Here is a 15,037-nt window from a genome sequence, read left to right as displayed (position 1 = left end):
GGATGGAGTCCTTGCGCTTCCTGCTCCGCGACCGCGACGGCCAGTACGGCCAGGCGTTCGACGCCGTCTTCCACTCCGACGATCTCCACGTGATCAAGAGCGCGCCACAGGCACCGCGGATGAACGCCCGCTGCGAACGGGTCATCGGCACCCTCCGACGCGAAGCCCTCGACACCCGCAGACTGCACCGCACCCGCATCCTCGGCGGCCTCGTCAACGAGTGCAGACATGCCGCTGACCAGCAAAGACGACTTTTCGAGCGGCACACGCCGGATCAGGTGCGCGGGTTGCTCGTCGTGCCGGACACCGCCATCGCCAAGGCCGACGACCGGCTGGAGGCGTTGATCGCCGGCAGCACGCCGATCGACGAGGTCGGTCGTTCTATCACGATCTTCCGCCGGCCGTGAATTCCACCCCGCACGGCAAATTTTCGGAATCGCAAGGGGTAGTGGTCGAGTCGATCAATTGGCTACGGTGGCCGACGGGTTGGGGTGCCGCGGACGAATTGAGTCCGCGGCAGGGGGAGCAGATTCGTGTGCGGGGGGATGACCATGCCTCGACCGGAACGGCCACTGGATCCGGACGGCGGAGCCGTGCAGCGCTTCGCCGCCGAGTTGCGCGAGCTCAGGAGCAAGGCGGGCCGGCTGACCTACCGGCAGCTGGCGGATCGCAGCGGCTATGCGGTGACGACACTTTCCGAGGCGGCGGGCGGACGAAGACTGCCCACGCTGGACGTCGCACTCGCGTATGCCATGGCTTGTGGTGGTGACGAGCAGGAGTGGACGGCGAAGTGGCGTGCCGCCGCGGTCGCCACCGCCGAGTCACGATATGAGCGATACTCACAAAGGAAGGGCAGGTCGCCGTATCGAGGATTGCACGGTTTTCGAACCGAGGACGAGGACCTCTTCTTCGGCCGCGAACGGCTGGTGGCCGACATCGTCGAGCGGGTGCGGGCTCATCCCGTCACGGTTGTGTGCGGCCCGTCCGGGGTGGGGAAGAGTTCGTTGCTGGCGGCGGGCGTCGTGCCCGCGCTGCGCGAGAATCTGCGACCGGTCGTCGTAACGCCTGGTGACCTGCTCGGCGGGCTTCCGCCCGCAGACACGGCCGCGCTTCTCATCGTCGACCAGTTCGAGGAGCTGTACACCCGGTGCGATGCGGGTGAACGCGAGGAGTTCATCGACGGAATCCTCGCGGACGGCCGATTCCGCCTGCTGCTGAGCGTGCGCGCCGACTTCTCCGCGCGGCTGGCCGAGCACCCCGGGTTGTCCGAGGCGTTGCGGGACAACCAGGTGCTCGTCGGCCCGATGGACGAGCAGGAGTTGAGCGCGGCGGTGACCAAACCCGCGCTGGCGGTGGGGCTGTCGGTCGAGCGGGCGCTGCTGGTGACGGTGGTGAACGAGGCTGACGGACAGGTCGGTGCGCTGCCGTTGCTGTCGAACGCCTTGCTGGAGACATGGCGGCGGCGTCGTGGCGATGTGCTGACACTGGCCGGTTTCACCGCGGTGGGCGGTATCGGCGCGGCGGTGGAGCAGACCGCGGAAGCGACCTACGGCGAGCTCGGCCCCACGTCGCAACGGCTGGCCGCCGGGCTGCTGCTGAGGCTGCTCGCCGTCGACGAGAAGACCGGGGCCGTCACCCGTCGCCGCCTGGATCTGGCCGAGCTGCGCGAGGTCGATCCCGAGGTGGGGGAGGTGATCGACCGTCTCGCCGGCGCACGGCTCGTCGTCGTCGATCAGGACACCGCCGAGATCGCGCACGATTGTGTGCTCACGGGCTGGCCGCGGATACGCTCGTGGATCGACGAGCACCACGACGCGCTGCGGGCACACCGGACGATCACCGAAGCGGCCAGGACCTGGGCCGGCGGCGGACGGGATCCCGCGGCACTGGCGACCGGCACCAGGTTGGGGTCGATGTGCTCGTACGCCGTCTCGGGGTCGGCGCCGTTCCGCCTGAGCCAGGTGGAACGCGCCTTCATCGAGGAGAGCGTCGCGCAGACCCGGCGTGCCGAGGCGGCGGCCAGGCGGCGGACCGGCAGGCTGCGCGTGGTGACCGCCGTGGCGGTCGTGTGCGCACTGGTCGCAGGCGTGCTCGCCGTCGTCGCCGGCAACGCCAGGACCGAGGCGTTGATCGCCCGTGACAACGCCCTGTCCCGCCAGACCGCGTTGACCGCGGCGAAACTGCGGGCCACCGATCCGGGCCTCGCCGCACAGCTGGCGATCGCGGGCTACCGGATCGCGCGGACCGGCGAGGCACGATCGGAACTGCTCGAACGGTCGAGCGCATCCGCGCCGGCCAGGTATCTCGGTGGCGCCGGTCCGACGGCCCTGGACGCCTCCCCCGACGGGAACCTGGTCGTGGTGAGCGACGCGACGGACGGCTCGGTTCGCCTGCTCACCAGGACCGGCGCCGGCCTTGCTCGTGCGGGCGTGATCAAGCCCCGGCAACGGGACGGCGGCGATGCGAAGGGCGCCATGATCTACGCGCTGGCGTTGTCACCCGACTCACGCACGCTCGTGATCGGTGACATGGAGTCCGCCATCACGATGTGGGACATCACCGACCCGTCCGACCCGCAGCGGCTGGCCGTGCCGATCGACGCGGGGGCGGGCCCGATCGAACGGCTCGACATCGACCCGAGCGGCAGGCAGCTCGCCGCGGCGGGCGGCGACGGGATTCTGCGGTGGAACATCGAGGACCCCGCGAACCTGCGGGCACTCACACCGTTGCCCGCCCCTGCGAAGACCAAGACCGTCGTCTACGGCAGTGCCGGCCTGCTGGCGTTCGGTACCGAGGCAGGCCGCGTGCACCTGTGGCAGGACGACGGGAACCCCGTGGAGCTGGCCGTGCTGGAGGCCGGAGACCGCGGCGTTCCCGCGGTCTCGTTCTCCCCGGACGGGAAGGTGCTCGTGGCGGGTTCACTCGACCGCGCGCTGCGGTCGTGGGACATCTCCGCACCGCACGAACCCAGAACGGTCAGGTCGCTCGCCGACCCGTTCGGCCACAAGATCACGACGACCGCGTTCAGCCCGGACGGCGCTCACCTGATCGTCGGCAGCGCCGACTCCACGCTGCGCGTGCTGGACGCCGTCACCTGGACGACGGTGGAGGTCCTCAACCACCCCGACGTCGTCACCTGGGCGGTGTTCACCGACAACGGTGAGTCGATCGTGTCCGTGACGACCGACGGCGCCGCTCGCGTCTGGAAGCTGGCGGCCGCGCTTCCCCCGCGCGCCGACGCACCGATCTTCGACACGCGGTTCAACGAGAGCGGCACGCAGCTCGCCGTCTTCGCCGAGGGCGGCTTCACCTTGTGGGACACCTCGGACCCGGATCGCCCCGCACCGCTGACGAGCACGATCACCGGCACGGATGCCGTGTTCAGCGGCTCGGGAGACCTGTCGGGCAACCTGGTCGCGGCGGGAACCGCGGGAGGTGAGGTCCACCTGCTCGACGTGTCCGATCCGCGCCGTCCCCGGTTGCGCGCCCGGCTCGGCGGATCTCAGGAGGAGGTGGCTGCGGTGGCGTTCAGCCCCGACCGATCGAAGCTCGCGGCGGCGGGAAGGGACTCCTCGGTCCGGATCTGGGACGTGACCGGCAAGGAGCCACAGCTGATCACCGTGTTCGACGCCCCGCGCGAAGTGGTGCTCGACCTCGACTGGAGCCCCGCCGGCACGCTGCTGGCCGCGGCGAGCGCCGACAGCGACGTGTACCTGTTCGACGTCGCCGGCACACCGAGCCGGCGCGCCCGTCTCGAAGGCCTGGACAGCTACGTCTACAGCGCCGAGTTCAGCCCGTCGGGGAAGGTGCTCGCCGTCGCCGGCGTCGATGGCGTCGTGATCCTCTGGGACGTCACGGACCCGGCCGCGCCACTGCGGATCGGGCAACCCGTCAGCGGCCCGGCGGGACGGATCCTCGATCTCGGCTTCCACCCGACGAGAGACCTGCTGGCGGCTGGCGTCATCGACGGCTCGACCTGGCTGTGGGACGTGTCGGACCCCGCGCACCCCGTCCGCACCGCGGTGCTGTCCGCCGCCACCTCGCCGCTCAACACCGCCGTGTTCCGCCCGACCGGCGACCTCCTCGTCAGCGGTGGCAGCGACGGGAGACTGCGCTCGTGGCGCACTGACGAGGACGCGGTGATCTCCGCGATCTGCGCCGGCGCAGGCGACCCGATCACCGAGCGGGAATGGCGCACCTACCTGCCCGATATCCCCTATGCGCCACCGTGCCCGCCCGCCTGACCTCGGGTTTGTCCGAGGCCCCGGTTGTCCCGGCACGGGTTGTCCGGACGTTTGGGTAGCTCCGGGACAACCTCGCCCCTCGTAGACATGACTCAGCGAACACCGGTTCGCGTCAGTCACGAGAAGGATTCCAGTACATGCGGAAACTTGTGAAGTCCAGTGGTGTGGCCGTGCTCGGCGCCGCGTTGGCGATGGCTGGCGCCGTCCTCGCCACGCCGGGCTTCCGGCGCGACCACCTACCTGATGAAGGCGTCGAGCAACCGGAAGTGCGTCCGTCACCACCAAGACGGCGTCCGTCGGCACGGCGACCTACCCGGCCGCGTACCTGGGATCGGGGATCGACGACGGTGACCACCGCTATTGCGCGGGCCCGGTGAAGCAGCAGGTGCGCTGCGCCTACTGGGGTGGACAGCACGGGACCTCCCGCTGGACCAGCCCGACGCAGTACCGCGCCTGATCCAGCCAGGCGAGCCGGTTCGTTCCAGGGGGTCGAACCGGCTCGCCCTTCCGCGCCGAGGTTCGGCGGACATCGACCAGTCTTCGCTCGCGCCACCCGCGGGGCACGGTCACCTGTCTCAGCGTTCGCTGTCGAGCACTCCGTCCCACCCATCCCCCAGAACGGTCCCGGTCAAGCGGTTCGCGCCGTCAGAGCAGTGACGGCAGCACGTGCTCCTCGGTGACCATCAGGCCCGTGGTGGTCATGGTCTTGGCCAGGTCGGGATCCCAGGTGGCCTCAGCGGGGCCGTTGTTCAACGTCGGCAGTTCGACGCCGCGGGCGATCAGGGTGGTGACGGCCTCGCGGTAGTCGTTCGCCGACATGCGCCACGCCGTGCCGCCGGTCCAGGCGAGGATGTCGTTGGTCGCGCGAATGCCGTCCGGTGTGAAGTCGTTGTGGCAGCGGACCACCTTGCCGACGAGGTGGTGCTTGGCCTGTGCGGTGAGGCCGTTCGGGAGCACCATCAACGGGCCGGGCACGCCGGACTCGAGCAGGCGCGGGTTGCGGACGACGGTGATCTCCGAGCTTTCGAGGGTGTCGTTCAACGTCAAGTAGCCCTGGGAGGTCAGCACCGGGTCGCTGTAGGCGTCCGTGAGGATTCCAGCCCGCTCCCAGGTCGTGCCCATGAGTTCGAGCGCCTTGCCCACGATGCGGGCGAGCGGCCGTCCGTCGTCGAGGTCGTTGCCGGCCAGGGCGTACCGGGTCGTCGTCGACCCGAGCTTGCTCAGCACCTCGGCGGCCTGGTTGGCGAGCATCGGCAACGCCGGTTGTGGGATCTTGCCGTACCGGCGCACGTGCGCGATCCACGGTGCGGCCCACGGTTCGTGCAGCAGGTTGTGCTGACGCAGTGCGAACTTCAGCACGGCCTCCGCCGTCGACGCTTCCGCTGTCGCGGACATGCCGATCGGCCTGCCGTGCAACGCTTCCAGCACCTCGGTCAGCGTGCTGCCGTGCGCACGGACGTGCTCGTCCAGACGCGCCAGGGAGATCTGCCGGCGGGCCGGGTGCGCGACCGGCTTGCGCAACAGCTCGGTGAGCGCCGCAGCGGTCCTCTCGTCCACGACGCGAATGCTGAACGCAGACCGGCCGCCACCCTCCAGGGTCTCGCGAGCCAACCGCCACAACTCGGCAAGTTCAGGTTGGTCCAAGTGCACTACCTGAGTTTAGTTTCACCACTTGGACCACGCGCACACCTGTGAGGTGTCGATAGTCGGCCGCATGGCCTGACCTGCGATTATGCGGCTTCCGGAAGTGCAGTCCGGTCAGTTCATTCCCAGCGAACGCAGTGCGTCCAGTCCTCGGGAACTCTGCGACTTCACGGTGCCCTCGCTGACGCGCAGGACCCCGCCGTCTGTTCCACCGTCATGTCGCAGTAGAACCGCAGCACCAGGACCGCACGCTGCCTGGCCGGAACCCGGCTCAACGCCGCACGCACGTCGAGGACGTCCTCGGTCACCGAACCGGGCATCGGCCGATCCGGTGGCCCGCCGAGCACCTCGGAACGACGACGATGGCGCTTGGCCTCGCTCACGGCCAGTCTGGCGATCACCGTCCGCGCGTACGCCTCCAGGCCATCCTCGTCGATGCGGTGCCACTGCTTGTACAAGCGCAGCAACGCCGTCTGCACCACATCCTCCGCCAGCGCCCAGTCCCCGCAGATCAGGAACGCCACACGACGCCAGCGCACCGTGCGCTCACGCACGACGGGCGAGAAACCTCGACGATCCACTTGGTAGCACCTTCCTCTCGCCACTCAATAGCCGTGCAGAGACGCGGAAGGTTGCACGCCCGCTCGAAATTTTTGGGCCACGCGATGCCCGGCAGTATCCCTCGTGCACGCGTCTGGGCGGCGCTCATGCCGGGAACGACCGGCCGGTGGTCGTGCTCCACCCGGAAGTAGACGCGTCTCAGGCCCGGTGCGTCGGTGACGGGGCTTCCGTTCCCGCCATCGAGGTCCACCCGCCATCGAGGAGGCCCTCGACGCGTTGGTCGATCGAGCGGCCGGTGCTTTCACCACCCGGCCGCCTACCCCGCGCTCCGGTGACGGATCGTGATCTGAGAACGCCATCGCGCACGAAGCCGTGGCGCGGCGATCGTTGACCCGGCGTGAGAAGTCCTTAAGGTCGAAGCATCGAACCGAAAGGACGCTCATGACCAAGCCCTCCCGCAGGTCTCTCCTCGGCGGTCTGGCCGTCACTGCTCTGACCATCGGAATGGCGATCGTGTCCGCCACCAGCGCGGTGGCGGCGGACGGCCAACTGGCAGTCCGCAACAACTGCGGCGTAGAGCTCGAATACCGGGTTCACCCCCACAACGGAGGCGGCACGGGCTACGCGTTCGCCGGCGACATCCAGTACTGGAACCTCCAGTCGGCCACCTGGTACGTGAGTTCGCGATTCGGCACCAAGACGGTCTGGGTCCCGCCGAGCCGTGGCGTGCTCGTCAACCTCTGCTGAGGAGACCGACTCCTGCGTCGCGGGCGTCGGGGTCGCCGTACCGGACGGCCCCGACGTCGGGTTTTCGGCGAACGCGTCGCCGGCAGCCCGAACCACGAACGGGGCCGGGTCGGCGGGAACTGACCGCGCGTTCGAGGAGCTTCTACCTGCATGGATGAGGTTGCCGGCAGGCACGGCGCCCGAAAGCGACCGCGGGCCCTGGGGTGTGTCGGTGCGCAGCCCGGTCAGGACGCCCTGGCCCGCTGCGTGACCACGATGCACGCGAGCACGACGACAGCGGTGAGCGGGACGGCTGGGCTCAGGTGCTCGCCCAGCAGCAGGACGGACCACACCAGCGTCAGCAGTGGCTGGGCGAGCTGGAGCTGGCTCGCCCGGGCCACCCCGATGGTCCCCATCCCCTTGTACCACAGCACGAATGAGCCGAACTGCGAGATCGCGGCGATGTAGGCCATCCCGGCGACGGCCTTCGCGGTCAGGTGCACCGGTTCGTGCGCCAGCGCGACGGCCGACACGGCGAGGTTCACCGGCGCCGCGAGCACGACGCCCCACGCGATGACCCGCCACCCCGGCATGTGCGCGGACAGCCTGCCGCCCTCGGCGTAGCCCGCCGCGCAGACCACCAGCGCGGCGAACAGGTAGAGGTCGGCGACCGTGGGCACGCCGTGGTTCTGCGCCAGGGTGAACCCGATGACGGCCGCCGCCCCGGTGCCCGCCGCCCCCCAGAACAGCGCGGACGGGTAGCGCTTGGTCAGCAGTGCGGAGATCACCGCGGTGGCCATCGGCAGCGCGCCGATGACCACCGCGGAGTGCGCCGTGGACGACGTCTGGAGGGCCAGCGTCGTCAGCAGCGGGAAGCCGATCACGCAGCCACCGGCCACCACGGCGAGCGCGGGCCAGTCCGACCGCGCCGGGAGCGGGGCCCGGGTCGCCAGCAGCGCGGTGACCGCGATGATCGCGGCCAGCACGCCGCGCACGCCGGCGGCGCTCCACGGGCCGAAGCCGTCGAGCGCCCACACCGTCCCGGGGAAGCTGAAGGAGAAGGTGAACACGGCGAGCACGGCGTAGAGGGTGCCGTGGCGGCTCGACGGCGTCCGCACACCGACAGGAGCAGCAGTGTCACTATCCGTGTTCATGGTCCACCGTAGCAGTCAGGAGGGAGCGGTCGGTTCCTCGCTCGGGTAGTCCGATCGCGGGAACCGACCGCACTACGCGCCCAGTCGTCTCGCCAGCGCCTCGGCGAACCACGTCGCCCCGGTGTCGGTGAAGGACAGGTTGAGCGACGGCTCGCAGAGGTCGAGCTCCAGCACCACCGGCCGGCCGTCGTCGTCGCGGATCAGGTCCACGCGCCCGTAGAGCAGGGGCCGCTCGACACCCAGGTGCGACGCCGCGGCGTCGAGGGCGGCCAGCGCGACCGCCCGCTCCTCGTCGTCGGCCTCGCGCGGCGCGCGGGCGTCCAGCGTCGGCACGTCCACCGTGCCGTCCGGGCTGAGCATCGCGTCCTTGCGGATGGAGTGGCTGAACTCCTCCTCGAAGAAGACCAGGTCGGTCTCCCCGTGGCGGTCGACCGACTCGAAGTACGGCTGGATCATCACGTGGGCGCCGGCGTCCAGGAGCTTGCCCGCGTACCGGGCGGTCTCCTCCGCCGGCGTCCGGGCGAACCGCTGGACGTCCTTGGAGTAGGCGCCGACGGTCGGCTTGACCACGAGCCCCTTCACCCCGGGGTGCTCGGCGAGGACCTCGCGCACCGCCTGGAGCGGGTCGGCGCCTGGTTCGACGAACCTGGTCGGCACGACCGGCACGCCGCGGGCGGCGAGGTCGGCGACGTAGTGCTTGTCGAGCACCCACCGGGCGACGACCAGGGGGTTGAGCAGGAGCGAGGCGGCGTCGACGACCTCGCACCAGGCGAGGAAGTCCGGCAGCCGGTCCACGTAGGTCCACGGCGACCGCGGCACGACGGCGTCGAACCTCGCCCAGTCGACCGAGGTGTCGTACCAGTCGCACACCTCGGGCGCGAGGCCCGCCGCCCGGCACGCGGCCAGCAGCGGGGGCATGTCGTGGTCGATGGGCAGGCTGACCTGGTCGGTGACGAGCGCGACGGTCTTCACCAGGGCAGCACCTCACCCAGGTGCACGTAGCTGCCGGTCGGCCCGTCGTCGTCGAGCAGGGCCATGGCGACGCCGGTTCGGGCGCCGGCGTCGACGTCGAGGTCGCCCCCGCCCTCGTTCATGTCGGTCTTGGTGTAGCCGGGGTGCACCGAGTTCACCTTGATGGTCGTGTCGCGCAGCTCGTAGGCGAGGTGCACGGTCCAGGAGTTGACCCCGCTCTTGGACGCGCTGTAGGCGGGCAGCGCCTTGAACGTGTCGCTGTAGGTGTACGACTCGGTGTCGCTGTGCCTGGTCAGCGAAGCGAGCATGCTGGAGACGTTGACGATGCGACCGGCCGGCGACCGGCGGATCAGCGGTAGGAGGGCGAGGGTCACCTCGACCAGGCCGAACAGGTTGGTGTCGAAGGTCTCCCGCCACTCCCGCAGGGTCTGCTGGGACGGCGTCCTGCCGTACCGCTCCACTCGGACGGCGGCGTTGTTGACGAGGACGTCCAGGCTGTCGTGCCGCAGCCCGACCTCCTCGACGGCGGCGCGGATGCTCTCGGTGCTCGTCACGTCGAGCACGAGCGGCTCGACGTCGAGACCTTCGTCGCGCAGGGCCGCCGCCGCCGCGACGACGGCCTCGCGGTCGCGTCCGGAGAGCAGGACGTGGGTCCCGTGCTGGGCGAGCTGACGCGTGATCTCACGGCCGATCCCGCGGTTGGCGCCGGTGACGAGTGCTGTTCTCGGCTGGTGTGGGGTCAATTCGGGCTCTTCCGCTTCGGAGGTGGTCACAGCTCGGACAGGAACTTCGACACCGGCGGTCCGAAGCGCGTGGTGTCGACCAGGAAGGCGTCGTGCCCCAGCGGGGACTCCAGCGCCAGGAACTCCACGTCGGCGCTGCCGGCGCTCAGGCCCTCGGCGATCTGCCGCTGCTGCCGCAGCGGGAACAGCAGGTCGCTCCGCACGCCGATCACCAGGGCGTTGTCCAGGCACAGGGAGGCGAGCGCGTCCTCCGCAGTGCATTCGCAGGACCTGGCAGCGCATTCGCAGGACTTGCCGAGGTCGAACCAGTCCATGCCGCGGCTGAGGTAGAGGTAGCTGTTCGGGTCGAACCGGCGGGCGAAGCGCTGGGCGTGGAGCTCCAGGTAGCGCTCGACCTCGAACTCGACGCCGAACGGCGCGGCGGTGGCGCCCGGCTCCGCGACCACGCGCGACCGCCCGAACCGGACGTTCCACTCCTCCGCCGACCGGTAGGTCATCATGCCCAGCTTGCGCGCCATGCGCATGCCCCGGTCCGGGTAGCTCTTCTCGTGGTAGCGGCCCAGGTCCCACCGCGGGTCGGTGCGGATCGCCTCCCGCTGGAGGGAGCGGACGGCGATGGAGAAGGGCAGCGAGTGGACCGCCGAGGAGATGTTGACGTGGTTGCGCGCCAGGTCGGGGTGCCTGCTCAGCAGCGCCAGCGCGCTCATGCCGCCCATGGACGTGCCGACGACGCAGGCCAGGTGCTCGTACCCCAGCGCGTGCACCACCCACGCCGCGGCGTCCGCGATGTCCTCGATGGACAGCTCGGGAAACCGCAGCCGGTAGGGTTCGCCCGTGGCCGGGTCCGGCGACGGCGGCCCGGTCGAGCCCATGCAGCTGCCCAGCGAGTTGACGCAGACCACGTGCCACCGGTTGGTGTCGATCGGCTTGCCCGGTCCCACCATCGCCTCCCACCAGCCGGGGGTGGGGTCGTCCGGGTGCGTGGCGACGTGCGCGCTGGGTGACAGCCCGGTGAGGAGCAGGACGACGTTGTCGCGGGCCGGGGTCAGCTCGCCGACGGTCTCGTAGCCGACGCGCGCGCCGTGCAGCACGCCGCCGAGCCTCATCGGGAACTCGGCCGGCAGGTCGACGAAGCGCGTTGCCGGGGGGACGAACTCTGCCACGCACCCGCTCCTGTTCCGCTCGGGACCCGGTTGGGATCGGTGTTTCCGGTCAGGTCTCGCGCGGGGCGGGTTCCAGCGACGCCAGCCACTCGTCGTCGGACCCCTCGCTCACCCCGTCGAACAGGAACGTGGACAGGTAGCGCTCGCCGGTGTCCGGCAGCATCGCCAGCAGCACCGATCCCTGCGGCGCCGTCTCCGCGACGCGCAGCGCCGTGGCGAGCGTGGCGCCGGCGGAGATGCCCGCGAAGATGCCCTCCTCGGCGGCGAGCCGGCGCGCGACGTCGCGCCCCTCGTCCTCGTTGACGGTCCGGAGCTCGTCGATGACGGTCCGGTCCAGCAGGCTGGGCACGAAGTTGGGCGACCAGCCCTGGACCTTGTGGACGCTCCACTCCTTGCCGGACAGCACTGCGGCGTTCTCCGGTTCGGTGGCGATGACGCGCACCCCGGGCCGCGCGAGCTTCAGCATCTGGCCGACGCCGGTGAGCGTGCCGGTGGTGCCGAAGCCGGTGACGAAGTAGTCCAGCCGCTTGCCCGCGAAGTCGGCGAGGATCTCCGCCGCGGTGGTCTCCCGGTGGTAGGCGGGGTTCGCCTGGTTGTCGAACTGGTTGGCGCGGAACCAGCCGTACTTCTCGGCCAGCTCGTCCGCTCGGCGGTTGCCGCCCGCGCTGCCCTCCGCGCCGGGGAAGAGGATGACCTTGCCGCCGTAGGCGCGGATCAGCTTGCGCCGCTCCACCGAGTACGTGTCGCCCATGAGCGCCACGAAGTTGTAGCCGCGGGCCGCGGCGACCATCGCCAGCGCGATGCCGACGTTGCCGGACGTGCACTCGGCGATCGTGTCGCCGGGCTTGAGCAGCCCCTTCTCCTCGGCGTCGAGGATGACGGCGAGCGCGAGCCGGTCCTTCACCGAGCCGCCCGGGTTGAACGACTCGACCTTGACGTAGATCGTGGTGTGCTCGGGGGCCAGCCGGTTGAGCCTGACGATGGGCGTGCGGCCGATGGTGTCGAGGATGCTGTCATAGAGCGGCATGGGGGAACTGTCCTTCGAACGAGAAGACGGCCGGGCCGGCCACGGCGATCGGTGCGGAGGGGTCAGGCCACTCGACGTGCAGTTCGCCGCCGAGGACGGAGACGGCCAGGTCGTGCCCGACGTGGCCCCGCCGCATCAGCACGGCGGCCGCGGCGCAGGCGCCGCTGGCACAGGACAGGGTCTCGCCCGCGCCGTACTCGAACACGCGCAGGCGGATGCGCTCGGGGGAGACGACCTCGACGAAACCGACGTTGACGGTCGGCGGGAAGATGCCCGAGCCTTGGAGGACCGGGCCGACCTCGGCGACCGGCGCGGCGTCGACGTCGTCCACCTCGATCACCGCGTGCGGGTTGCCGACCGAGACGGCGGCGAAGCGCAGCTTCGTCCCGTCCACCTCTGCCTCGTACAGGTCCCGCTCGTCGTCGAAGCCGAACAGCGGGACGTGTTCGGGCGAGAACCGCGGCACCGCCAGCGCGACGCGGAAGAGACCTCCCGCCAGCACGTCGACCTGGTGGGTGCCGGACGGGCTGTCGAGCAGGAAGCGGTTCCCCGGGGCCGGCCCGGCGCGGACGACCCACGCCGCGACGCAGCGCGCCCCGTTGCCGCACTGCGGCGAGGGGGAACCGTCGGCGGTCCAGATCCGGTATGACGCGACGGCCCCGGCGGTGCGGGGCGCCGCGACGCCGAGGACCAGGTCGCAGCCGACCCCGGTGTGCCGGTCCGCCAGCGCGCGGCACAACTCCGGCGAGGGGTCGGCCGCGTCGCGCAGGTCGAGCACGACGAAGTCGTTGCCGGCGCCGTGCATCTTGGTGAACGGCAGGGTGTTCACCGATCGCCCGCGCGGGCCTCGAAGACGGGCGCGAGCATGCCGAGGATCGTGGCGACGCCTTCGGCGGTGGCCTCGTCGTCCAGCGGCGCGTTGAACTCCGCGACCTCGACGCCGAGGAGCCGCTCCGCCGGGATGGCCTCGAAGATCGCCCGGATCTGGGCGGGCGACATCCCGTCCGGGACGACGTAGTCGGCGGGCAGGTACGCCGGGTCGAGCACGTCCCAGTCGATGTGCACCCACACCCGCGCGCCGCCGACGGCCGCCAGCACGTTCTCCGCGGTCGCCTCCGCGGGCGGGATGACCCGGACGCCGGCCCGGTCCAGCAGTTCGCGCTCGGGGGCGTCGATGTCGCGCGTCCCGACCAGGACGGCCTGCTCGGGTCGGAGTCCGGAGCCGTGCCCGCTGTCCCAGAGCCCGCACGCGGCCGACAGCACCATGCCGCCCAGGTAGCCCGAGTCCGTCGTCTGAGGGGTGTTGAAGTCGCCGTGCGCGTCGATGTAGAGCACCACGGCCTCCGGGTGCTCCCGGGCCACGACCGGCAGCGTGGCGAGGCTCGCGGAGCAGGTGTTGGCGACCATCACCGGCACGTTGCCCGCCCGGAAGCTGGCCTCCACCGCCCGCCGCAACCCGACCAGTGTGGTTTCTGCCTGGGGAAGGCTCTCGGTCCAGTCGTCCACGACCGCGGGCGCGGGCTCCCCGATGAAGTCGCCCTTGACGCCGTAGCGGTCCTCCAGCGCCCGCGCGGTGCGCGCCGCGCCCTCGATCATCCGCGCTGCCCGGTCCGCCACTCGTCCTTGGGAAACAACGAGATCAATCATCGACCAAACTCCGTCTCTGTGTCACCGACGAGTCGACTTCAGGCCTGGCGGAACGCGAACGGGCACCTGTCGGCGCGCTCGGCGTTCTCCTCGATCAGCCCGTACTGCCGCCACTCCAGCGCGCCGTTCCCGTAGGAGCCCAACTGCCACGAGTGCGGCGTGCCGTCGTAGCGCTCGATCCGCTTGCGGATGTTCGCCCGCACCCGCCGACCGCTGGGCGTGTCGCCGGCGAAGACGTCGAACCGCTCACGCGGGTTGACCACCAGGGCGAAGTGCCCGCCGAGGTTGCGGCTGCGGCGAACCCGGTGGGCGGGGTTGCTCATGTTGAAGAACAACGGCATGCCGTTGAAGCACATCGACCAGCCCTCGACGTCGGGGTCCGTGCCGACCCCCTCCGACCAGGGGGCCGGGTCGACCTCGTGCAGGGCGGTGAGCACCTTCCAGCCGAATGCCTGGTAGCCCTCCACGGACCGCGCGTCCACCGCGTCCACCGCGTTCGACGAGAACACCACGACCAGCGGACTGGCTGTGTCGAGCCGACCGTCCCACCGCCGGGACAGCTCGACGTATCCCGCCAGCCCTTCCGCCAGGTGGCGGACCCCGTCGCCGCCGGCGTCCTCCACGAACAAGAACTGGATGATCTGCTTGCGGAAGGCGTTCTTCGAGAAGACACAGGGAAAATCGGGGTCGGCGAGCCTGTCCGCGATCTCGTTGAAAGCGGTGCGGCACCAGCCGTCCGCGTCGTCGCCGACACGCGCCTGGGAGATCAACCCGGTGTGCCCACTCATCTTGATCACCGCGACATCCATCCATCGACACGGAGCGGACTACCTCCGAGAAAGCTGACAATGAAAGAGAACGGGTATGCGCAGCACGAACAGGGTTGGCGCCACCCGGGCGAGATGTATCAGACGATCACGGTCGGCAGATCAGAACGCATTCGCGCAGCTGGGGGTCCCCGGCATTTGAGATGCAAACCCTGCGCTACAGCGCCTTGAAGTTACGTCCGGTTACCGCGCGATGTCAACGGTGTTGCCCAAGTCAAGATCATTGAGTATGATTCATGGCACGCGATCGAATTCCAGGACTATTAGAATCCGGATATGCAACTATCGTTCTGATGTCTGTTCCGGGCTACTGCGGTTGGGTTGACACC

Annotated in this window: 13 protein-coding genes; 3 read left to right on the top strand and 10 right to left on the bottom strand. The window is 70.2% G+C overall.

Translation table 11 applies throughout. From position 1 onward, the window contains the following. Window positions 1–2 precede the first annotated feature (2 nt). The gene (locus tag ACQPYE_RS26020) at window positions 3–407 is read left to right on the top strand and encodes a hypothetical protein (protein ID WP_498715044.1); all 405 of its coding nucleotides are present in this window, start codon (window positions 3–5) and stop codon (window positions 405–407) included. A gap of 144 nt (window positions 408–551) precedes the next feature. Further along, window positions 552–4,244: an nSTAND1 domain-containing NTPase gene (locus tag ACQPYE_RS26015; protein ID WP_498715043.1), complete on the top strand. Its 3,693-nt coding sequence runs from the start codon at window positions 552–554 to the stop codon at window positions 4,242–4,244. Between the two features lie 645 nt (window positions 4,245–4,889). On the opposite strand, the gene ACQPYE_RS26010 is transcribed toward ACQPYE_RS26015, so the two are convergent. Together ACQPYE_RS26010 and ACQPYE_RS26005 are read right to left on the bottom strand one after the other, a co-directional pair. After that, the gene (locus tag ACQPYE_RS26010) at window positions 4,890–5,894 is read right to left on the bottom strand and encodes a TIGR02679 domain-containing protein (RefSeq protein ID WP_498715042.1); all 1,005 of its coding nucleotides are present in this window, start codon (window positions 5,892–5,894) and stop codon (window positions 4,890–4,892) included. A gap of 161 nt (window positions 5,895–6,055) precedes the next feature. Further along, window positions 6,056–6,469 carry a sigma-70 family RNA polymerase sigma factor gene (locus ACQPYE_RS26005; protein ID WP_498715040.1) on the bottom strand — a complete coding sequence of 138 codons (414 nt, stop codon included), beginning with the start codon at window positions 6,467–6,469 and terminating at the stop codon, window positions 6,056–6,058. 421 nt (window positions 6,470–6,890) lie between these two features. Between ACQPYE_RS26005 and ACQPYE_RS26000 the strand changes: the two genes are divergently transcribed. Continuing rightward, the gene (locus ACQPYE_RS26000; protein ID WP_498715039.1) at window positions 6,891–7,196 is read left to right on the top strand and encodes a hypothetical protein; all 306 of its coding nucleotides are present in this window, start codon (window positions 6,891–6,893) and stop codon (window positions 7,194–7,196) included. A 224-nt stretch (window positions 7,197–7,420) separates the two neighbouring features. Here the strand turns inward: ACQPYE_RS26000 and ACQPYE_RS25995 are convergent, their stop codons facing one another. From ACQPYE_RS25995 to ACQPYE_RS25960, 8 genes are all read right to left on the bottom strand, one after another. Continuing rightward, complete coding sequence (locus ACQPYE_RS25995) at window positions 7,421–8,329, bottom strand: DMT family transporter (RefSeq protein WP_498715037.1); 909 nt, start codon at window positions 8,327–8,329, stop codon at window positions 7,421–7,423. A 72-nt stretch (window positions 8,330–8,401) separates the two neighbouring features. Continuing rightward, window positions 8,402–9,301 carry a D-cycloserine synthetase gene (gene dcsG / locus ACQPYE_RS25990; RefSeq protein ID WP_498715036.1) on the bottom strand — a complete coding sequence of 300 codons (900 nt, stop codon included), beginning with the start codon at window positions 9,299–9,301 and terminating at the stop codon, window positions 8,402–8,404. Then, window positions 9,298–10,074 (bottom strand): SDR family oxidoreductase, encoded by a 777-nt coding sequence (locus tag ACQPYE_RS25985; protein WP_498715034.1) that lies wholly within the window; start codon window positions 10,072–10,074, stop codon window positions 9,298–9,300. Before ACQPYE_RS25985 ends, dcsG begins: the two co-directional genes overlap by 4 nt. Continuing rightward, the gene (metX, locus tag ACQPYE_RS25980) at window positions 10,071–11,207 is read right to left on the bottom strand and encodes a homoserine O-acetyltransferase MetX (RefSeq protein ID WP_498715032.1); all 1,137 of its coding nucleotides are present in this window, start codon (window positions 11,205–11,207) and stop codon (window positions 10,071–10,073) included. Before metX ends, ACQPYE_RS25985 begins: the two co-directional genes overlap by 4 nt. Window positions 11,208–11,256: 49 nt before the next feature. Then, window positions 11,257–12,234 carry a cysteine synthase A gene (cysK, locus tag ACQPYE_RS25975; protein ID WP_498715030.1) on the bottom strand — a complete coding sequence of 326 codons (978 nt, stop codon included), beginning with the start codon at window positions 12,232–12,234 and terminating at the stop codon, window positions 11,257–11,259. Continuing rightward, window positions 12,221–13,063, bottom strand: a complete 843-nt coding sequence (dapF, locus tag ACQPYE_RS25970) for a diaminopimelate epimerase (RefSeq protein ID WP_498715029.1) — start codon at window positions 13,061–13,063, stop codon at window positions 12,221–12,223. Before dapF ends, cysK begins: the two co-directional genes overlap by 14 nt. Continuing rightward, window positions 13,060–13,851 (bottom strand): arginase family protein, encoded by a 792-nt coding sequence (locus ACQPYE_RS25965; RefSeq protein WP_498715027.1) that lies wholly within the window; start codon window positions 13,849–13,851, stop codon window positions 13,060–13,062. Before ACQPYE_RS25965 ends, dapF begins: the two co-directional genes overlap by 4 nt. A gap of 68 nt (window positions 13,852–13,919) precedes the next feature. Then, the gene (locus ACQPYE_RS25960; protein ID WP_498722987.1) at window positions 13,920–14,669 is read right to left on the bottom strand and encodes a YqcI/YcgG family protein; all 750 of its coding nucleotides are present in this window, start codon (window positions 14,667–14,669) and stop codon (window positions 13,920–13,922) included. Window positions 14,670–15,037: the final 368 nt, after the last annotated feature.

The organism is Actinosynnema sp. CA-299493 (assembly GCF_050946825.1).
Lineage (GTDB): Bacteria > Actinomycetota > Actinomycetes > Mycobacteriales > Pseudonocardiaceae > Actinosynnema.
Note: the sequence above shows the minus strand (reverse complement) of the source record. Positions and strands in the feature narration are given on the sequence as shown.

Bases quoted from the DNA above. Each gene is read 5' to 3' on its own strand.
- ACQPYE_RS26020 (WP_498715044.1), top strand. From the start codon at position 3: ATGGAGTCCTTGCGCTTCCTGCTCCGCGACCGCGACGGCCAGTACGGC.
- ACQPYE_RS26015 (WP_498715043.1), top strand. From the start codon at position 552: ATGCCTCGACCGGAACGGCCACTGGATCCGGACGGCGGAGCCGTGCAG.
- ACQPYE_RS26000 (WP_498715039.1), top strand. From the start codon at position 6,891: ATGACCAAGCCCTCCCGCAGGTCTCTCCTCGGCGGTCTGGCCGTCACT.
- ACQPYE_RS25995 (WP_498715037.1), bottom strand. From the start codon at position 8,329: ATGAACACGGATAGTGACACTGCTGCTCCTGTCGGTGTGCGGACGCCG.
- cysK (WP_498715030.1), bottom strand. From the start codon at position 12,234: ATGCCGCTCTATGACAGCATCCTCGACACCATCGGCCGCACGCCCATC.
- ACQPYE_RS25960 (WP_498722987.1), bottom strand. From the start codon at position 14,669: ATGAGTGGGCACACCGGGTTGATCTCCCAGGCGCGTGTCGGCGACGAC.